The 19,004-nt window shown below is 43.8% G+C and carries 19 protein-coding genes; 10 read left to right on the forward strand and 9 right to left on the reverse strand.

The genetic code is table 11. The features are described 5' to 3' along the window. Positions 1 to 96 precede the first annotated feature (96 nt). Positions 97 to 933, forward strand: coding sequence for a posphoenolpyruvate synthetase regulatory kinase/phosphorylase PpsR (gene ppsR, locus AC3IT7_RS05815; RefSeq protein WP_475653437.1), 837 nt, complete (start codon positions 97 to 99; stop codon positions 931 to 933). 245 nt (positions 934 to 1,178) lie between these two features. On the opposite strand, the gene AC3IT7_RS05820 is transcribed toward ppsR, so the two are convergent. The 4 genes from AC3IT7_RS05820 to AC3IT7_RS05835 form a co-directional block, all read right to left on the reverse strand. After that, positions 1,179 to 1,742, reverse strand: a complete 564-nt coding sequence (locus tag AC3IT7_RS05820; RefSeq protein ID WP_489249711.1) for a flavoprotein — start codon at positions 1,740 to 1,742, stop codon at positions 1,179 to 1,181. Positions 1,743 to 2,051: 309 nt separating this feature from the next. Continuing rightward, on the reverse strand, positions 2,052 to 3,056 hold the full coding sequence (locus tag AC3IT7_RS05825) for an LLM class flavin-dependent oxidoreductase (protein WP_489249712.1): 1,005 nt from the start codon (positions 3,054 to 3,056) through the stop codon (positions 2,052 to 2,054). 155 nt (positions 3,057 to 3,211) lie between these two features. Next, entirely contained in the window at positions 3,212 to 3,667 is a 456-nt protein-coding gene (locus AC3IT7_RS05830; protein ID WP_489249713.1) for a hypothetical protein, read from the reverse strand. 243 nt (positions 3,668 to 3,910) lie between these two features. Continuing rightward, a complete protein-coding gene (locus AC3IT7_RS05835) occupies positions 3,911 to 4,327 on the reverse strand; it encodes a glycine zipper domain-containing protein (protein WP_489249714.1) in 417 nt (138 codons plus the stop codon). Between the two features lie 345 nt (positions 4,328 to 4,672). Here AC3IT7_RS05835 and prfA point away from each other — a divergent pair, with 345 nt between their 5' ends. After that, positions 4,673 to 5,761: a peptide chain release factor 1 gene (gene prfA, locus AC3IT7_RS05840; protein WP_489249715.1), complete on the forward strand. Its 1,089-nt coding sequence runs from the start codon at positions 4,673 to 4,675 to the stop codon at positions 5,759 to 5,761. Beyond that, complete coding sequence (gene prmC / locus AC3IT7_RS05845; RefSeq protein WP_489249716.1) at positions 5,761 to 6,579, forward strand: peptide chain release factor N(5)-glutamine methyltransferase; 819 nt, start codon at positions 5,761 to 5,763, stop codon at positions 6,577 to 6,579. Before prfA ends, prmC begins: the two co-directional genes overlap by 1 nt. A 66-nt stretch (positions 6,580 to 6,645) precedes the next feature. Here prmC and AC3IT7_RS05850 read toward each other — a convergent pair whose 3' ends face one another. The 4 genes from AC3IT7_RS05850 to AC3IT7_RS05865 form a co-directional block, all read right to left on the reverse strand. Then, positions 6,646 to 7,473 (reverse strand): ABC transporter permease, encoded by an 828-nt coding sequence (locus AC3IT7_RS05850; RefSeq protein WP_489249717.1) that lies wholly within the window; start codon positions 7,471 to 7,473, stop codon positions 6,646 to 6,648. After that, positions 7,473 to 8,444, reverse strand: a complete 972-nt coding sequence (locus AC3IT7_RS05855) for an aliphatic sulfonate ABC transporter substrate-binding protein (RefSeq protein WP_489249718.1) — start codon at positions 8,442 to 8,444, stop codon at positions 7,473 to 7,475. The genes AC3IT7_RS05850 and AC3IT7_RS05855 overlap by 1 nt, the downstream gene beginning before the upstream one ends. Before the next feature lie 322 nt (positions 8,445 to 8,766). Beyond that, positions 8,767 to 9,120, reverse strand: coding sequence for a hypothetical protein (locus tag AC3IT7_RS05860; protein WP_489249719.1), 354 nt, complete (start codon positions 9,118 to 9,120; stop codon positions 8,767 to 8,769). 227 nt (positions 9,121 to 9,347) lie between these two features. Continuing rightward, positions 9,348 to 10,370, reverse strand: coding sequence for an AraC family transcriptional regulator (locus tag AC3IT7_RS05865; protein ID WP_489249720.1), 1,023 nt, complete (start codon positions 10,368 to 10,370; stop codon positions 9,348 to 9,350). Between the two features lie 137 nt (positions 10,371 to 10,507). Between AC3IT7_RS05865 and AC3IT7_RS05870 the strand changes: the two genes are divergently transcribed. From AC3IT7_RS05870 to AC3IT7_RS05880, 3 genes are all read left to right on the forward strand, one after another. Then, positions 10,508 to 11,278, forward strand: a complete 771-nt coding sequence (locus AC3IT7_RS05870; protein ID WP_489249721.1) for a 3-hydroxyacyl-CoA dehydrogenase — start codon at positions 10,508 to 10,510, stop codon at positions 11,276 to 11,278. A gap of 247 nt (positions 11,279 to 11,525) precedes the next feature. Then, on the forward strand, positions 11,526 to 12,662 hold the full coding sequence (locus tag AC3IT7_RS05875; RefSeq protein WP_489249722.1) for an acyl-CoA dehydrogenase family protein: 1,137 nt from the start codon (positions 11,526 to 11,528) through the stop codon (positions 12,660 to 12,662). Positions 12,663 to 12,892: 230 nt separating this feature from the next. After that, the gene (locus AC3IT7_RS05880; protein WP_489249723.1) at positions 12,893 to 14,539 is read left to right on the forward strand and encodes an AMP-binding protein; all 1,647 of its coding nucleotides are present in this window, start codon (positions 12,893 to 12,895) and stop codon (positions 14,537 to 14,539) included. A 243-nt stretch (positions 14,540 to 14,782) separates the two neighbouring features. Here the strand turns inward: AC3IT7_RS05880 and AC3IT7_RS05885 are convergent, their stop codons facing one another. Further along, complete coding sequence (locus AC3IT7_RS05885; RefSeq protein WP_218209048.1) at positions 14,783 to 15,313, reverse strand: pyridoxamine 5'-phosphate oxidase family protein; 531 nt, start codon at positions 15,311 to 15,313, stop codon at positions 14,783 to 14,785. Between the two features lie 556 nt (positions 15,314 to 15,869). On the opposite strand from AC3IT7_RS05885, the gene AC3IT7_RS05890 reads away from it, so the two are divergent. From AC3IT7_RS05890 to AC3IT7_RS05905, 4 genes are all read left to right on the forward strand, one after another. Next, positions 15,870 to 16,640: a HesA/MoeB/ThiF family protein gene (locus tag AC3IT7_RS05890; RefSeq protein WP_489249980.1), complete on the forward strand. Its 771-nt coding sequence runs from the start codon at positions 15,870 to 15,872 to the stop codon at positions 16,638 to 16,640. A 58-nt stretch (positions 16,641 to 16,698) separates the two neighbouring features. Beyond that, on the forward strand, positions 16,699 to 17,997 hold the full coding sequence (locus AC3IT7_RS05895) for an ABC1 kinase family protein (RefSeq protein WP_218209046.1): 1,299 nt from the start codon (positions 16,699 to 16,701) through the stop codon (positions 17,995 to 17,997). 144 nt (positions 17,998 to 18,141) lie between these two features. Further along, the gene (gene folB, locus AC3IT7_RS05900) at positions 18,142 to 18,522 is read left to right on the forward strand and encodes a dihydroneopterin aldolase (RefSeq protein ID WP_489249724.1); all 381 of its coding nucleotides are present in this window, start codon (positions 18,142 to 18,144) and stop codon (positions 18,520 to 18,522) included. Further along, positions 18,479 to 18,916, forward strand: a complete 438-nt coding sequence (locus AC3IT7_RS05905; protein WP_489249725.1) for a 2-amino-4-hydroxy-6-hydroxymethyldihydropteridine diphosphokinase — start codon at positions 18,479 to 18,481, stop codon at positions 18,914 to 18,916. Before folB ends, AC3IT7_RS05905 begins: the two co-directional genes overlap by 44 nt. Positions 18,917 to 19,004 lie beyond the last annotated feature (88 nt).

A 19,004-nucleotide genomic window follows, 5' to 3' on the forward strand; every position in this document is an offset into this window, starting at 1 on the left:
CATCTAGGTTTTTGATTTTACTAAGCGACAGTCATGTAAGATCGGTTTACTATAAAGATTATATAGCACTAAGACAAATGTTGGAGGAGAATTTTAATGTCAGAAGGTAAACAAATTCAGCGTAGTGTTTTCTTTATTTCAGATGGTACCGCGATCACGGCTGAAACCCTCGGACACTCGCTATTGGCGCAGTTTCCGCATGTAAAATTTGACATTCATATTATCCCTTACATTAGCTCTGAAGAGGCCGCTACCAACGTGGTGGCAGAGATCAATGCACGAGCTCAGGTCGATGGTGAAAAACCGCTGGTATTTGATACTCTGGTTGATCCCTATGTGCGCGATATCATTAATACGGCAAATGCAATAAATCTTGATGTTTTTGAAGGGCTTATCAGTAAATTGGCTGATGAGTTGGGGACGATTCCTACAACTTTAGTCGGGCAAACCCATGCGGTAACAGATTCTGAGTCCTATAAAGCGCGTATTGATGCAGTACATTTTGCTTTGGACAATGACGATGGCGCACGTACCCGTCATTATGATAAAGCCGACCTGATCCTGATTGGCGTATCACGTTCAGGCAAAACACCGACCTCTATTTACCTGTCTTTGCAGTTTGGTATTCGTGTTGCGAACTATCCGCTGACTGAAGAAGATCTGGATGATAACCGCTTGCCAGCAGTATTGCGTCCGCATAAAAACAAGCTGTTTGGCCTGATGATTGACGCGGATCGCCTGGTAGCCATTCGTTCCGAGCGCAAGGCCAACAGCCGCTATGCCAGTTTTAGCCAGTGCCAGATGGAGTTGCGTGCGATTGAAGGGATCTATATTTCGGAGGGGATCAAGTACCTGAATGTCTCGGAAATGTCGATTGAGGAGATTTCCACACGTGTGCTACAGATGACTGGTTTGAAGCGTCGAATTGGTTAAAAAAACCAGGCAGAGCCCAGTTTCGGCCGGGCTCTGCTTTATAGTTAAAAATGAATATTAAGCTCAGATTTATAGAAATAATGTATGATTTTTATCATTTAAAAAAATGTCAGGTATCATATTTAAAAATATAGGTGATTAATCTCTATTCATCTTGTCGAATAAATCATCAATTGCATTCAGGTTGATAAAGTCAAATCTCAGCATTTACGCTTTAATTTTTCATATTTAGCGCTTGGCGCCAGTCAAGATTCGGCTGCATACGTATGAATAATAATGTCAATCTGATGCTGATCTCCATTGATACAGCAAATACTTCTTTCAGTAATTTTTAAAATCGGCCAGGTAATCAGCTGGCAATTTTCCCGCTGTAGTGCGGCATAATAATGATCAGATTTCAGATAAGTTTTACGCGAAGAAGCAAGATTTGGCATGAGCTGGCGTCTTAACCACAGATTCTGCACCTGATTTTCCAAAAATCTGAGGGAGAGCAGGCTTTTAATCCGGTTGTTAAACAGACGACGGTTTTTACCAATCAGTGGGTGATTAATAATGCGTTGCAGGATTCGGTCTGAACCCGGTAGCACAAAAGCAGGACTGATCTGAAAAACCTTCACCGAGCGGGCATGTTGACTAATTTTATCCAGCTGGCTGACAGTAAACTGGTCGGTGCCAATAATGGCAATATTTTTGTCGGCATAATCCAGTTGCATCAGCTCGGAAGAAGGCACTTTTATTCCAGTAAATAGCTGAAAATGTTCGGGACGATTTTCAAAAATACCCGCATATAAATCTTGCTTGGGGGCCATTAGAATTCCTTGAATTTATTTAATAATTAATTTTCTTTGTGTTAGATATAAACAAAAACCCGGAGCAGGGTAAAGAAGAAAATTTAACTTAGACAGTCATCTATTTGCTTAGTTGGCACAGGCCTGTTTTGTTCCAGACTATGAATCTGTACATGTGATCAGAAAGCCAGACTGTTCCTGAATGCTAAAGGATGCTTGAGAAGGATCGTTCGGCTACCGAATAAAGTAGCTGAAGGGGTTGTTACTATTTTATATAAAAGTTATGAGGCATCTACCCATTCCGGAGGACAGGTAGATGCAGGGGTAATTTTACCGACCGTTCCTGATTTGCATCAGCAGTTCAAAGTTATGTAAACGTTTTTCGGTGTCATAGATATCACAGGTGAAGATAAATTCATCGACATCATATCTGGCTAAAAGTGATTCCAGCCCAGCTTTCACAGTTTCTTTGGAACCGACCTGTGCCATGGCAAAGAAATTATCAACCGACATTTTCTCGGCAGGTGACCAGAGACCGTCCATTGAATCTATCGGCGCTTTCAGTTTTAAAGTCTGACCACGAATCAAGGACAAGACCCGCTGATAAGCACTGGTCGCCAGATATTCCGCTTCTTCATCGCTGTCTGCCACACAGGTCGGGACACCCATTGAGACATAAGGACGCTCCAGATATTCGGAAGGCTCGAAGTTTTCACGATACAGCTGAATCGCCTGACCCAACATCCGCGGTGCGAAATGTGAAGCAAAGGAATAAGGCAAGCCCAGTTTTGCGGCAAGCTGTGCACTGAACAGACTTGAGCCAAGTAGCCAGACCGGGACATGTGTACTTTGCCCTGGTGTTGCAACAATACGCTGATTCGGCTCTGGGTCTTTAAAATACTGCAAAATTTCCAGTACATCGCGTGGAAACTGGTCTTCAGTTTCCTGACGGCCACGGCGCAGGGCACGCATGGTCATCTGATCAGTACCGGGAGCACGGCCTAAACCCAGTTCAATACGATCCGGATATAAGGTTGCCAATGTACCGAACTGTTCAGCTACGACCAGCGGTGCATGATTGGGCAGCATAATTCCGCCAGAGCCCAAAGTTAAGCTTTTAGTATTTGCCAGTAAATAGCCCAAGAGAACTGCTGTGGCCGAACTGGCGATGCCATCCATATTATGATGTTCTGCCAGCCACATTCGGCGATAACCCAATTTTTCTGCTGTTTGGGCAAGTTCCAGCGCATGGTTGAGCGCAAATTGAATGGTCTTATCGTCACGAACAGGAACCAGTTCGAGAATAGAGAACTCGGTATTGTTAAGTGCACGCATATTATTACTCTTAAATAGACATCTCTAAAAGCATACGGCTTTAGACTGTATTTGTATATCGAATAAAATCGATATAAGTGTAAACTAAAATAACAGGCAAAAAAATAAGCATCCGGAGATGCTTATCAAAGAGGAAACAATAAAAAGGGGAAATCTTAACGACGACGGTTGTTATAGCGATAATCGTTATAACGGTAGTTGCGAGAAGAGTTATAACGGCGTTCATTACGATCATCATAACGGCGGTCTTCGCTGACTTTTTTACCTAATGCTGAACCACCTGCCGAACCCAGTGCTGCACCGATATAACCACCATTGCTACCTGCCATGTTCCGGCCGACTGCATAACCTGCACCACCACCCAAGGCACCACCGATAATTGCACCATTACGGTCACGCTTGTTTGCTGCAACTGCTGCACCACCACCACCACCAATTGCCGAACCGATGGTTGCACCGGTTGTACCGCCCATTTTATTACCTACTGCCGCACCAACAACACCACCAAGTGCTGAAGCTAAGGCGGTATTGGTTGTATTACCCGCATTGGCTGCTGTCATACCCATGGCTGAGGTTGCTACGACAGCGATCATTAGAGATTTATAGTTCATGAGTACACCTTTTATATATCTAGCTGTATTTGTTGATAAGATCAATTTAATCTAGCAAGCGTCAAACAGCATGAAGGCAATGTTGGCGAATTGTGATTTTTATCTCCTTAATTTATTCATGATTTTGAGTGAATAAATTTATGTATTACATGAATTTGAATCTTATAAACAGGTCATAAAAAAAGCACCCGAAGGTGCCTTTAATATTAAATCTGATGTCTGGTCTAAAGTGAGCCCAGAAAATTAACGGTGACGTTTTTTCCAGTGTTTAGAGCGTTTTTCTGCTGCTTTATCTTTGGCAATCTTGTTACCCAGTGCCGCACCACCAGCAGCACCCAATGCTGAACCGATATAGCCACCGTTGCTACCACCCATGTTTTTACCTACGGTATAACCTGCACCGCCACCCAAAGCACCACCGATTGCAGATTCAGTACGGTTCTTTTTGCTACTTGCGACTGCTGCACCACCTGCACCACCTAAGGCCGCACCGATGGTCGCGCCAGTATTGCCGCCCATATTCTTACCGAGTGCTGTACCTGCAACACTACCTAAGGCACTTGCTGCTGCAACACGTGCTGTGCTGTCTGCATGTGCATTTACTGCCATCATTGAACCAGTAGCTAAAACTGTACTCATTAAAAGTGCATTGAGTTTCATGTCATCACTCCGTGTCCATCTACGGGACTGTCGTTATTTCGATGTGAGAAATGTAACAAATCATGCCCGGAATAATGTGAAGATGTATCTTCATAATTCACTGCTTTATTTGACGAATTGTAAAATCTGCAAGAAATAAGCATAAGATTGATTATAAAAAAGGCAATTCCTGTATTTTTAAGCATATTTGTTAACAAATGCACCCGAGAGCGAATTATAGCGCTGCGGACTTACTCAATAATGATGTTCATTACAAGCCAGAGTCGTTAAACTAGGCGCAATTTTTTGATTTCGCTGTGCTAAATCGGTTTTTAGTCGCAGCCTATGTTTGAGATTTTTTAAAAAATGAAAGAATCGTTACGTTTACGATTAGACCAACTCTCTGACCGCCATGAAGAACTCACAGCCTTATTGGCTGATATCGAAGTCATTTCAGACAATAAACGTTTTCGTCAGTTATCGCGTGAGCATAATGACCTGACAGAAATTACGGGTGTCTGGAGCAAGTACAAACAGGCTGAAGCAGATATTGAAACAGCGCAGGCCATGCTTTCAGATCCGGACTTTAAGGAAATGGCGCAGGAGGAAATTAAAGAGAATAAAGCTTTAATTGAATCGCTTGAAGCTGACTTGAATATTCTGATGATTCCAAAAGATCCGAATGATGCCAATTCGGCTTATCTGGAAATTCGTGCCGGAACCGGTGGCGATGAAGCGGCAATTTTCTCGGGCGATCTATATCGCATGTACAGTAAATATGCCGAAACCCAAGGCTGGCGTATTGAAATCCTGTCCGAAAATGAAGGTGAGCATGGCGGTTATAAAGAAGTCATCTGCCTGATCAATGGTGAAGGTGTATATGGTCGCTTGAAGTTTGAAAGTGGCGCGCATCGCGTCCAGCGTGTGCCGGCAACCGAATCGCAAGGCCGTGTGCATACCTCAGCCTGTACCGTCGCGATCTTACCTGAAGTCGATGTCGATACTTCGGTAGAAATCAATTCCTCGGATCTGCGTATTGATACTTATCGTGCTTCAGGTGCCGGCGGTCAGCACATTAACAAAACTGACTCTGCGGTACGTATTACCCATATTCCGACAGGCACAGTAGTTGAGTGTCAGGATGAGCGTTCGCAGCATAAAAACAAAGCCAAAGCGATGGCTTTACTCGTTTCACGTCTGGAAAATGCCAAACGGGCGGCGGCAGATGCGGCAACTTCTGAAATGCGCCGTGATCTGGTCGGGTCGGGTGATCGTTCAGAACGTATCCGTACCTATAACTATCCACAAGGCCGTATGACCGATCACCGCATTAACCTGACCTTATATAAGCTGGATGCAGTGATGGAAGGTGATCTGACCGAATTGCTGGACAGCTTGCATCGCGAATATCAGGCCGATCAGCTGGCCATGCTTGCACAGCAGAATGGTGGATAATGAATATTTTACAAGCCCTGGCTTTGCGCGGCGAAGCCGAGAGTTACGAACGTCAGGAAAATGCCTGGTTGCTGGAACACATCACCAAGATTGATTCATTCGATCTGCTGATGAAAAAAGACCAGGAATTAAGCCCGGAGCAGGAACAGGCTTATAAGGATGGTCTGGCGCGGATTGCTGCCGGTGAGCCTTTGGCTTATGTCACCGGTTCACAGCCATTCTGGACTTTGGACCTGAAAGTCACCAGAGATACTTTGGTGCCACGTCCGGATACTGAAGTGCTGGTTGAAACCGTATTAAAGTTGGATCTGCCTGAAGATGCGCGTGTGGCAGACTTGGGTACAGGTACAGGCGCAATTGCCTTATCGCTTGCATCGGAACGTCCTGACTGGAAAGTGGTTGCCTCGGATATTTATGCACCTACGCTGGAAGTGGCGAAATACAATGCAGAACAGCATGATATTGAAAATGTTGAGTTCTTGTTAGGTTTCTGGTTAAAGCCATTTGGCCGTCAGTTTTTTGATGTGATTGCTTCAAATCCGCCGTATATCGATGCGAACGATGCGCATATGCAGCATCTGGCAACCGAGCCGGAACGTGCCTTGGTTGCACAGAAAAAAGGTCTGGCAGATTTGGAAGATATTATTATTCAGGCCAAAAAGCACTTAACCGTCAAGGGGTGGGTGGTGCTTGAACATGGCTATGATCAGGCTGATGCCGTACAGCATTTGTTTAAACAGGCAGGCTATAAGCAGGTTCGTACTGTCAAAGATTATGGCGGTAATGATCGGGTGACTTTGGGCCAGTGGCCGCATTAATTTGCAGCATAAAATTTGTATATTAAAAAAGCGGCCTTGATGGCCGCTTTTTAGTTGTCTTTCACTTTATCTGCTTTTAACCACATCACGCCAACGTAGTAATCGAGTTTCCAGTATCTTCATGAGCTTATCGCTAACTTTTCCTAAAATGGCTAATAAGATAATCGCAATGATCACGATATCGGGTCTGGATGTCTCCCGGCCATCACTTAGTAAATAGCCGATACCTTGGGTTGCAGCAATCAGTTCCGCAGCAATCATAAACATCCAGGACAGGCTTAAGCTATTCCTTAAACCGGTCAATATGCCCGGAGATGCAGCCGGCAAGACAATTTGCTGGATCTGCTGCCAGTATTTCAAACGATACACTTGTGCTACTTCAATCAGTTTACGATCCACGCCCTGTATGGCCGCTACGGTATTGGTATAGGTCGGAAAGAAAGCACCAATTGCGATCAAGGTGATTTTTGAGGCTTCATCAATCCCCAACCAAAGCAGTAAAAGAGGAATCCAGGCCAAACTTGGAATCGATTTAATTGCAGAGAAGGAAGGTTCCAGAAATTCTTCTGCCTGTTTATTCAGACCCACAAAAATGGCAAAGATTAGTCCCAGACCACTCCCGATCACAAAGCCCAATACTACCCGCCAGCTACTTAGCCCGATATGTTGCCATAAATCGCCTTCTGCCAGTTCAGCCAAAGACTGAAGCAGACTACTCGGTGCAGGCAACAGATAAGGTTCAATCACACCGCTGCGTACCAGTACTTCACATAGAGCGATTAAAATGACAGGAAGGGTCAGACCTTTCAGGATCGAAAGACAGCGCGACAGAAAAACCGACCTAGGTGATTGATTCTGCGCAAGTTGTTCCGGGATGCTTTTAGCTAGAGCCATTATTTGCTCACAACCTTTTGAGCATATTTGGCATCAAGCAGCTGAGACACTACTTGATTGACATTGGTGCCTTTACGCACCAGATTTTCTTCGGTCAGAATCGTGCCGGCTTTTTGTAAGGCCTTAATATGTTTGGCGGTAGGAATATTCTGATCCAGATTGGTACGGCTGAGCTGAAGTTTGGCAACGTTTAATGGCAGTTTTGCTTCACGTGCCAAAAGTTCAGCCAGTTTGTCCGGATTGGCTTTGGCCCATTGGCGTGCCTGCTCATAGGCTTTCAATACCGCTTCAATCGCTTCCGGGCTTTGTTTGACAAAGTTTTCCTTTACGCTTAAAACGCTATAAGAATTAAAACCCACATTGCGATATAGCAGTTTGGCGCCTGACTGAACTTGTGCAGAGGCCATTAGTGGATCTAAGCCAGCCCAGGCATCGACCTGTTTACGTTCCAGTGCGGTTTTACCATCTGGATGCTGTAAATGAACCAGTTGAACATCACGTTTACTGAGGCCGACAGTATCCAGAGCTTGCAAGGTGAACAGGAATGGATCGGTGCCTTTGGTTGCGGCAATTTTTTTACCTTTTAAGTCTTTCAGCGATTTGATCGGCGAGTCTTTTGCAACGACCAGTGCAGTCCATTCCGGTTGGCTTTGTACATAGACGGTTTTAATCGGGCTGCCATTGGCACGACTGAGGACTGCGGCCAAACCTGCGGTCGAGGCAAAATCGACACTGCCACTGTTTAAATACTCCAGAGAACGATTACTGCCTTGGCTAAATACCCATTTGATTTGTGTTTTTGGAAGGGCTTTTTCTAAAAGTTTTTGCTCTTTTAGCACCAGACTGGTCGGAGCATAGTAGGCATAATCCAGTTTTAGCTGTGCCGGAATGGCGGCGAATGTTATGCCACTGATCAGGGAAGCAGAAACTGTCAATACCGCCAATTTTGTGGAGATCAATATTTTTTTCATGTCTATCTCAAAGTCATCATAATGAATTTTTCGACATAAATAGCGGGTGTTGAGTGAAGATACAAAAGAGAAAAACAGATAAGAAAATCAAAAAATAAAATATTTAAAAAATTGTTTTTAAGTATTTGAAATTAAAAATAAATTAATAAGTTTTTTAGCTGCGGGGAACTTATATGAAATTCTTTAAAATCTAGCATCAAACTGAATAAGCTGAACTTTATGTAAAACAAAGCCATAACTATAAAAAATAAATTGCGCCAAGAGCAATGAATAAGCATAAAAAAAGCGATGCATCTGCATCGCTTTTTGGGGTTGGCTCAATTTAGACCGGATAGTCTTGCAGACCATCATAGACTTCGACTTGATCCAGGCTACCTGTTTCCATTGCCAGACAAAGTGCTACAATTTTCACGGTATCTGCCAGATATTGTTCATCTTTAAGCGCAATACCTTGTTGCAGGGCGACAATACGATCTGCCGGAATCTCTAGGGCTGCTGCAGTTTCAGTTGCATCAACACGGTTAAAGAACTGAACGACAACATCTTTAAGTGCTGATTCAGAGGCATTTAAAATACCTTGATTAAGTTGTTCAGAGATTTGATCAGCTGAATGAAGTAAAGCATTGGTGAAGTTTTGAACAAGATTCTGTTCAAGGACATCAGTCATCTTTAACATGAAAATACCTTCAACTTAGGAGAGAATTTGGGAGTATAGCCAATAGCAAAGTGCTATAAATTGAGTGAAAAATAATCTATTCTCGAGTGGATTGCAAAGCTTTCTGGATGACTGTGTAGTCCTGCTAATATATGTTTTAGGGCTTGAAATATATAACTGTAATAAAACTAGTGGCTTATATTGTAATCATGTTGAAGTAAGATTTTTAAAGTCTAAGTTTATATAAATTATCGAATACTATTTTGCCGATAGGCGCCTGGACTGACTCCTGTCCATTTCTTAAATGCACGATGAAAGGCACTTGGTTCTTGGAAGTTGAGCTGATCACTGATTTCTTGCAAACTTTGTTCAGTCAGGGTCAATAGCTCGATTGCAGTATCGCGGCGTATCTCGTTTTTTAATTGCTGGTAACTGACACCTTCGCTTTTTAAACGCCGTTGCATGGTCGCTTCAGACATATTCATTTTTAAGGCAAGTTCATTTAGCTCTAGCCATTCTGAAGGTGCAACTTGTAGCAGTTGTCTGCGAATCTGGGTACTGAGTGCATAAGGATTTTTAAAACGCACCAATAAATTGTGTGGTGTTTGCTGGATAAACTGATACCAGGACTGCGCATCCTGCTTAATCGGCAGTTGCAGATAATCGGCATCAAACTGCACATAGTTTTCACTGGCCTGATATTCAATCTGTTCACAAAAACGGACTTTATAATCAAAATCATCGGGTGGTGCCGGGCATTTCAATTGGATTTGATTCAGCAAAATCCGTTGTCCGCTTAACCAGCAGATCAAGGTATGAATCAGCATCAGATAAGTCGCATAGCTAAACATGCGTTTGGTTGGTTTTAGGTCATAAATCACGATATAGGCATAGTTTTCTTCAACCATCAGCGTGCTTTGCAGGTCGTCCAGAACCAGATTAAGGAATTGCAAAATGTGTTGTAGTGCTTTTTCTAAGGTGTCGGCTTGCATGACCATTTTTGATAGCAATTTAAAGCTGCCACGGCGCATGGCATGACTGTCCATGCCAAAAAATTCATCATTCATGCTGTCTGCAAGCACGGTCCATAACTGGGCAAACTGGCTGACCGATACGCGTGCCTTGGGCGCATTTAGGACTTCCGCTGGAATATTGGCTTTTTTCAAAATGGCAGCAATGTCAAATTGCAGCCGTTTGGCATCCAGCAAGGCTTCCTTGACCAGATCAATTGAAATCGTCCCTTTGCTATATTCCAGTACAGGCTTATGCATGTTCAGTGTGACATCCTTGTTTTCATTGTCCAAATACCTCAGGCAAGATGCAATATTTGGAAATTGTACAGAATAAAAACTCTGTTTACTCTGCATATTAAGTCGTATCTAAAATAGAAAAAAGTTAGGGAAGAAATATGAAAATTCAGGGAAAAGTTGTTGTGGTAACAGGCGGAGCATCGGGTTTGGGTGCTGCTACAGCTGTGCATCTGGTTGAGCAAGGAGCCAAAGTGATTCTGGTCGATATGAATCAGGAACAGGGCGCAGCATTACAACAGCAACTCGGTGAGCAGTCTGAATTTGTACAACTGGATGTTACCGATGAACAGGCAGTAGAAATGTTCTTTGCCCATGTCGAAAATAGGTATGGTCAACTGAATGGTTTGATTAACTGTGCCGGAATTGCACCTTCTGCCAAAGTGCTGGGGCGCAACGGTATCCATGAGTTGGCAATGTTTCAAAAAGTGCTGAATATTAACGTGAATGGCACATTTAATATGCTACGTCATGCAGCAGCGTTAATGGCAAAATATCAGCTGCAATCTGGTGAAGAAGAGCGCGGTGTGATTGTAAATACGGCTTCGGTTGCTGCTTATGATGGTCAAATTGGTCAGAGCGCTTATGCTGCTTCCAAAGGTGCAGTGGTCGCCATGACTTTACCTTTGGCGCGTGAACTGGCGCGGGAAGCGATTCGTGTCATGACCATCGCACCGGGCATTATGGAAACACCGATGCTAAAAGGCATGCCGCAAAATGTGCAAGATGCTTTGGGACAAATGGTGCCATTTCCATCGCGTCTGGCAAAGCCGCAAGAGTTCGCCCAGCTGGTGGGGCATATCTTTGAAAATAGTTATTTGAATGGTGAAGTGATTCGTCTGGATGGCGCGATTCGTATGCAGCCTAAATAAGTCTTCGATTTATATAGGACATGATGATTTGCACAGCTGCCAATTTCTCATTGAATTTAAATGACTTTGTTTAAGCATGCATTTTCTTTTGAAGGATCAAAAGAAACAAAAATCCTTTGCGAAACTGAAGATACATCCCTGTATCTCAGTTTCGCAGGCGACATCCATGCCGCCTTAACTGACGTTCCAGCGATCTCAATAGTAAAAAGCTTGAAGTAAATAAAATAGATATAGAAAGGGAAGTTCAATGATTTTAAATGATGAACAAAGAATGATTCAGGACATGATGCGTAACTATTCGCAGCAGAAACTGAAACCAAGCGCAGCCTTACGCGACAAGACGGCCCAATTTCCAGCACAGGAACTCAAAGAGCTCGGTGAGCTTGGCGCACTGGGTATGACCGTTACAGAAGAATGGGGCGGTGCAGGTCTGGATTATGTTTCACTGGTTTTGGCGCTGGAGGAAATTGCCGCAGGTGATGGCGCAATTTCGACCATTATCAGTGTGCAGAACTCTTTGCCTTGTGGCATTACCCAGCGCTATGGCACCGAAGCACAAAAACAGCAATATTTACGCAAACTGGCCACCGGTGAATGGCTGGGCTGTTTCTGTTTAACCGAACCTCAGGCCGGTTCGGATGCCAGTTCGCTGGAATGTAAAGCCGAACGTGATGGTGATGAATGGGTATTAAATGGCACCAAGCAGTTTATTACCACAGGCAAATATGCACAGATCGCACTGGTCTTCGCTGTGACGGATAAATCGGCAGGGAAAAAAGGCATTTCATGTTTCCTGGTGCCGACCGATGCGCCGGGTTATATCGTGTCACGCCTAGAAGAAAAAATGGGTCAGCATTGTTCCGATACCGCCACTATTGTTCTGGATAACTGCCGAATTCCTGCTGCCAACCTACTGGGGCAGGAAGGCGAAGGTTATAAAATAGCCTTGTCGAATCTTGAATCTGGCCGGATCGGGATTGCCGCTCAGTCAGTAGGGATGGCCCGGGCTGCACTGGATGCTGCGGTGGAATATGCCAATGACCGTAAAGCCTTTGGTATCGAGATTGTGCAGCATCAGGCGGTGGCTTTCAGATTGGCAGATATGGCCACGCAAATTGAAGCTGCACGTCAGCTGACCTTACATGCTGCGACTTTAAAAGATGCCGGCTTGCCCTGTCTGAAAGAAGCCTCGATGGCGAAACTGTTTGCATCGACCATTGCCGAGCGGGTCTGTTCCGATGCGATCCAGATTCATGGCGGTTATGGTTATGTCTCTGATTTTCCGGTAGAGCGTATCTATCGCGATGTACGTGTCAGCCAGATTTATGAAGGTGCATCAGATATTCAACGTCTGGTGATTGCGCGTGAAGTGTGTCAGCGCTGATATTTTCTGGATTCAAATAACAGACTTTGATTGATATTGAGTACTTCATTTTCCTTGATCAATATGGAAATGAGAGGGTTTAACTCTAAATGACAATATTCATGTTCTAGCCATAGGGCATAAATGCAGAAGTGAAGAAATTAGCTGATGGAATCGGCAGGAACAATAAATACACATGGAGATTCAGGCAGGTTGACCTGAAAAAATATAACAGGATAGAGGTTGTCGTGATGAAGACACTAGAACAGGCATATACCGATTTTAATTTTGAAAAGATGGTTCAGGAACATCTGGCTGGAAATGCAGATAGCATCAATGCTTATACCGAATGTTGTGGGCGCTATCTGGGGCAAAACCGCACTGCACTGATCTGGGAAGGCAAAAATGGTGAAGCAGAGCAGTGGAGCTTTGAGCAACTGGCAGCAGCTTCAGGACAGCTGGCCAATTATATGCATTCGCTGGGTTTAAAGGCAGGTGACTGTATTGCCGGATTGCTGCCAAGAACGCCAGCACTCTTGATTACCATATTGGCCACCTGGCGTATTGGTGCCATTTATCAACCTTTGTTTACCGCCTTTGAAAGTAAAGCCATTGAGCATCGTGTCAGTACCGCCAATACCCAATTGATTGTCACCGATGATGAGCAGCGCCTGAAACTGCATGATTTGAATATTCCCAATATTCTGACGGTGCATCAGGCAGTGACAGAACACTATCCAGATGCCGATTTCTGGACTGAGCTACAACAACAACCGGAACAATTTGAGCCAGTGAGTGGCCAGTTTAATGATATCTTTCTGATGATGTTTACTTCAGGCACCACAGGTCTGGCAAAATCGGTTCCTGTACCTTTAAAAGCTTTATTGGCCTTTAAAGGCTATATGCTGCACGCTGTAGATCTGCGAGATGAAGATTCTTTCTGGAATCTGGCAGACCCGGGTTGGGCCTATGGATTGTATTACGGCATTGCAGGGCCGCTCAGTTTAGGGCATAGCATCATCATGGATGAGCGCGGATTTAGTGTCGATAACGCTGTACACATCATTCAAAAATATCAGGTCAGTAATCTGACTGGTTCACCCACTGCATTTCGCATGTTCTTTGGCTTTAAAGAAAAATTTGATGCAGCCATTAGCTCACATTTACGTGTCGTCAGCAGTGCAGGTGAGCCACTTACACCTGAGGTGATTCAGTGGTTCAATCATGATTTAAATGTGAATATTTATGATCAGTATGGACAGACTGAACTGGGTATGGTGATCGCCAATCATCATGCTTTAGAGCATTATAAAAAAGTCGGCTCAGCTGGTTTTGCCATTCCTGGTCATCGCTTTGCGGTATTGAACAAAGAACATCAAGAAGTCGAAAAAGGTGGGATTGGAACTTTGGCAATAGACTGTTCAGCTTCACCTTTAATGTGGTTTGAAGGCTATGCCGGACACAACCGCAAGTCATTTGTCGGGCAGTATTATTTAACGGGCGATACTGTGAAACTGAATGAATATGGCGGTATTGATTTCATCGGGCGTGCGGACGATGTCATTACAACTTCGGGGTATCGGGTTGGGCCGTTTGATGTAGAAAGTACCTTGCTTGAATGTGAAGAAGTACTTGAGTCCGCCGTGGTGGGCAAACCTGATCCGGAACGAACAGAAATTGTGAAAGCCTTTGTGGTGCTTAAATCGGCTTATCCTGCGACCGAGGATTTGATGTTAAAACTGCAAAGCTATGTACGTTCCCGTTTATCCAAACATGCATATCCCAAAGAGATCGAGTTTTTGACATCTTTGCCTAAAACATCTAGTGGCAAGATTCAGCGTAATTTACTTAAACAGCAGGAAATTGCCAAACTCCAAGAGATGAAGCAGGTCAGTTAATTTTCAAAATGAAACGTATAATTGAGTAATAAAAAGGCTGCGAATGCAGCCTTTGGTTTTTGAAGAATCATCTTGTTCGGGTTAAATTTGAGTCAGATATTGAGCTGATTTACCTAAAATTATATTTCTAACAAAGTGAATTAAACTAATATTTTATGTCATTACAGTAAAATTACATCTAATTTTTAAATGAAATATATCAAAAATTTAGCCTCTTGATTTTAAGAGGCTAAATGTTGTTACTTACCAGATATTGCCCTGTAAATTCACTTTTTGATGGTCAGCATGCGGTTCGCCCGCTTCACCGGTAACGCCGCCTTTTAAGGCTTTAAAAAGCTGGGTGACTTTATTGTCGGTTACATTCCAGTATTCTGCGCTGACCGCTTCGGCAATCAGGACTCGTACAGTCGGATCATCCTTGCCATCAAACCAGTTTTCTGCCCACGGATTCCACAGCTGTTCAATCAGAATACGATCGGTACTAATCTGGGCATGGGCACTGATCGAAACATAAATACCATCTGACGGTTTTGCAAAAGACAGACCAATCTGACCGCGTCCGCTTTCTGCTGCTTTGACCAGGTCATTGGTATTACGCAGAATAAAATATAAGTTTTGGCGTTCATTCATCTGCTCAGAATTGAGCATGGTCATTGGCTGGGAATGTATTTCATGCGTGTCAGTCAAATGGCTGATCATGGTATAACGCACATCCTTGATTAATTCCCATAAGGTTTCACGATTGTCATGCGGGGTATTGTTATGTTCGGTCATGTATGTTCTCCATACGATTTTATGAAAGCTGAAAAGGTCGCTTGGTATTTTCAGATTAATCATATTTAGGCACAGATACTTTGGCTCTCACTGAACTCATACATTTTCATACTCAAATACAGGCAGAGACTACAAAAGCGCTAAACACGACCGCAATATTTACACAGCGCATAACTAGAACAGATTTTAGCTACAGGGAAAATTCTCGATCGACATTATTTGTGGACACCAGAAAGGGCCATAGTATCTGGTTATCATGAGCTTAATGAGCAGCAGTGCTTGAGCTGACACTTTTTTAAACCAGAAACTATATGCCGGAATTCCTGAATTGAAGTCATTCAAAAAATCCTGCTATAGCACAGTGGCTATGGCTTGATAGCGGGCATTTAGCTGCTATGCTATTTGGCGTCAGTCTGGCCAAGCCATTATAGATTTATGTACGCTGAAATCACGCTGCCAAAGCTTCATGAGCGGATTGAAATGTTGGTGAAGATGCTTTTGTGGTTATGGCTTCTTAAAACTTTTGATACAAGGAAAGATTTTGTCTACATTCAATATGGATGCGTTATCCCCGGAATTTGAACTCACCGATGCTGAATTGCATTTGTATAGCCGCCAGATTCTCTTGGATGGTTGGGATATTGAAGCGCAGGAGCGACTGAAATTTTCAAATATCTGTATTGTTGGTTGTGGCGGGATTGGTTGTGCGCTGGCAGAACTTTTGGCACGTGCCGGTGTAGGAAAAATTACCCTGATTGATCCGGATACGATCGAGATGAGTAATTTACAGCGACAACTGGCATTTACGCCGCAGGATCTGGGCTTTTACAAGGCAGAAATTCTGGCGAAACGACTGGGTCAAATTAATCCGAATGTCCAGGTTGAATATATCAATCAGGCCTTAAGCGCTGAAAATGCAGTTCATATGATTGAACATCAGGATCTGGTACTGGATGGATGTGATCAATTTTCCACACGCTATCTGGTCAATCAGACCTGTATACAGCTAAATGTGCCATTACTCAGTGCTTCTGCAATTGGCTTGCAAGGTCAGCTGTTTATGATGGAAGGAGATTCGGCCTGTTATGCCTGCTTATTTCCATCCGAGAACCAGACCGATGAAAGTCTGCGCTGTGCTGACTCCGGTGTATTGGCCACAACACCCAATGTAATGGCCAGTTTGCAGGCACATCATGCCTTGTTATATCTGGGTTTGGGTCAGATGCCACTTCGACAAAAGCTGCTGTTGTGGGATGGTATGAGTTTTAAGCAGCGGATTCTCGCTTTCGAAAAAGATACAGATTGCCCAATCTGTCAGGCAAGATAAGCCTGCAAATTAATTTTTTTTTGCTACACTGCGTGTAATTAATTTTTCCTAAGACATTATGAAAAACAATATCTGGTTAGATGGAATACGTTCAGTTGCCCGCATGGGAGAAACAGCAGTCGTTGCGGCAAAGGCAGGCATTAAATATGCCACTGAAAAGCCGAGCAATGCCAAACTTATGCGTGAAACTTTCGAATCCCTGGGTTCGACCTATATCAAGCTGGGGCAGTTTATTGCCAGTACACCATCTTTATTTCCACGTGAATACGTTGAAGAATTTCAGGGCTGTCTGGATCAGACCCCACGTTTGCCGTTTAGTTATATCCAGCAGGTGTTGGCTTCCGAATTTGAAGGACGCAATCTGGATGAAATTTTTGCCTCGATTGATGAAACGCCATTAGCCTCTGCATCTATTGCACAGGTGCATGCTGCCAAGCTGGTGTCGGGTGAAGATGTAGTCATTAAAGTACAAAAACCGGGTGTTGAAACCATTCTATATACCGATTTAAATGTACTGCACTGGGCAACCAAAGTGCTGGAAAAAGCCGTGCCCAAAGTCAAATTCGCTTCACTGGCCGATATTGTCGATGAAATCAAAACCCGTATGGTGCGTGAAGTCGATTTTATCGAAGAAGCGCAGAATCTGGATGATTTCGTCAATTACCTGAATATCACCAATAATAAAGCAGCCACGGCACCGAAGGTTTATCATCAGTATTCGACCCGTCGTGTACTGACCATGCAGCGCTTGTATGGTGTGCCCTTGACCGATTTTGAAGTGGTCAAGAAAGTATCTAAAGATCCATCTCAGGTACTCATTACTGCAATGAATACCTGGTTTGGCAGCCTGATGATGTGTAACAGCTTCCATGCCGACCTGCACGCAGGCAACCTGATGCTACTCGAAGATGGTCGTATTGGTTTTATTGACTTCGGGATTGTCGGTCAGCTTAAACCGGAAGTATGGACCGCATGCATGGCATTTATGGACTCATTGCAACATACCAATTATGAGCTGATGGCAGAAAACATGCTGAAAATGGGCATGACCGCAGTAGAGATTGATACCAAAGTTCTGGCAGCGGATCTGGAGCGTTTGTTTAGCGGTGTATTGATGGCCGATCCTCAACAACTGTTAACTTCAAATCCTGCCGACCTGAACGATATCATGATGGATATGGTGGCGGTGGGTGAGCGTCACGGTATCCGTTTCCCGCGCGACTTTGCCTTGCTGTTCAAGCAAATGCTGTATTTCGACCGTTTTATGCGAATTCTTGCGCCGTATACCGATATTTATGCCGACCAGCGTTTGCAAATGGTGCAAAGCATGGATCCGAATCTGCTGTTAAAGCATTAACTTAGATAAAAATCCCTCCCAACCTCCCTTTAAAAAAGGGAGGAGCGACATGCTCATAGAAATACGTTGAGATGTGAAAAGTCCCTCTTTTAAAAGAGGGATTTAGGGAGATTATTGAAGCAATTTTAAATCCCAGAGCAAAATATGGACGCGATTATTATTGAAGGTTTAAAGGTTGAGACAGTCGTGGGCTGCTTTAACTGGGAGCGTCAAATTATTCAGCCCTTGATGCTGGATTTGACCATTCAAACCGATTTGGAGCAGGCATCAAACTCAGATGCGCTTACAGATACGCTGAATTATGCGGAAATTTGTGAGATTTCAACTCAAGTCATTCAAGAGGCCAAGCCTGAATTGATTGAACATGCAGCAAAGTTGGTGTTGAATGCACTTTTTACTACCTTTACAGCAATTGAATCGATTAATATTACGATCCGTAAGCCTGCCATTATCGCGCAAGCCAATTCTGTAGGGATACGTCTTGAACGCCACCGAAACGATTTTCGCCCTAGCATTAGCGAGTAATTGTCATCCTCAGCAACATTTTCAAGCTGCACAGCAACGTATTTCCGCCTGGGGAAAAGTTCAGTTTTCTCCTATTTATATGATTCCGTGCCGCGACAGCATCGGTGCCGATTACTGGAATGCAGCATGTTTATTACGCAGTTCGATGTCCAGTACAGAGATAATTGATTTGCTTAAACAGCTGGAACAGGCATCAGGGCGGGTACGTCCATCGCATCAGATTACTCTGGATGTGGATCTGATTGCCTGGGGAAATGATCTCAAGCATATGCAGTTTAATGAAAAAAAATTGCCCTTGGCTCTGGATGTAAAAGTTCCCATGTATGATATCTGGAATGATGCAATGTTCGAGCACGGATCACATAGCTTCCCCACAGTCGAACAGTTCACTTAAACCAAATCACATGATTTTTTTGCCGATGCAATTTATGTCGTACTGATGGTCAACCAGCCTGATCAAACAAGATCAGGCTTTTTTCTGA

The organism is Acinetobacter sp. KH_038 (genome assembly GCF_057839405.1).

Coding starts and splice junctions, on each gene's coding strand:
- ppsR (WP_475653437.1), top strand. CDS start 97: ATGTCAGAAGGTAAACAAATTCAGCGTAGTGTTTTCTTTATTTCAGAT.
- AC3IT7_RS05820 (WP_489249711.1), bottom strand. CDS start 1,742: ATGGCCCCCAAGCAAGATTTATATGCGGGTATTTTTGAAAATCGTCCC.
- AC3IT7_RS05825 (WP_489249712.1), bottom strand. CDS start 3,056: ATGCGTGCACTTAACAATACCGAGTTCTCTATTCTCGAACTGGTTCCT.
- AC3IT7_RS05830 (WP_489249713.1), bottom strand. CDS start 3,667: ATGAACTATAAATCTCTAATGATCGCTGTCGTAGCAACCTCAGCCATG.
- AC3IT7_RS05835 (WP_489249714.1), bottom strand. CDS start 4,327: ATGAAACTCAATGCACTTTTAATGAGTACAGTTTTAGCTACTGGTTCA.
- prfA (WP_489249715.1), top strand. CDS start 4,673: ATGAAAGAATCGTTACGTTTACGATTAGACCAACTCTCTGACCGCCAT.
- prmC (WP_489249716.1), top strand. CDS start 5,761: ATGAATATTTTACAAGCCCTGGCTTTGCGCGGCGAAGCCGAGAGTTAC.
- AC3IT7_RS05850 (WP_489249717.1), bottom strand. CDS start 7,473: ATGGCTCTAGCTAAAAGCATCCCGGAACAACTTGCGCAGAATCAATCA.
- AC3IT7_RS05855 (WP_489249718.1), bottom strand. CDS start 8,444: ATGAAAAAAATATTGATCTCCACAAAATTGGCGGTATTGACAGTTTCT.
- AC3IT7_RS05860 (WP_489249719.1), bottom strand. CDS start 9,120: ATGTTAAAGATGACTGATGTCCTTGAACAGAATCTTGTTCAAAACTTC.
- AC3IT7_RS05865 (WP_489249720.1), bottom strand. CDS start 10,370: ATGCATAAGCCTGTACTGGAATATAGCAAAGGGACGATTTCAATTGAT.
- AC3IT7_RS05870 (WP_489249721.1), top strand. CDS start 10,508: ATGAAAATTCAGGGAAAAGTTGTTGTGGTAACAGGCGGAGCATCGGGT.
- AC3IT7_RS05875 (WP_489249722.1), top strand. CDS start 11,526: ATGATTTTAAATGATGAACAAAGAATGATTCAGGACATGATGCGTAAC.
- AC3IT7_RS05880 (WP_489249723.1), top strand. CDS start 12,893: ATGAAGACACTAGAACAGGCATATACCGATTTTAATTTTGAAAAGATG.
- AC3IT7_RS05885 (WP_218209048.1), bottom strand. CDS start 15,313: ATGACCGAACATAACAATACCCCGCATGACAATCGTGAAACCTTATGG.
- AC3IT7_RS05890 (WP_489249980.1), top strand. CDS start 15,870: ATGGATGCGTTATCCCCGGAATTTGAACTCACCGATGCTGAATTGCAT.
- AC3IT7_RS05895 (WP_218209046.1), top strand. CDS start 16,699: ATGAAAAACAATATCTGGTTAGATGGAATACGTTCAGTTGCCCGCATG.
- folB (WP_489249724.1), top strand. CDS start 18,142: ATGGACGCGATTATTATTGAAGGTTTAAAGGTTGAGACAGTCGTGGGC.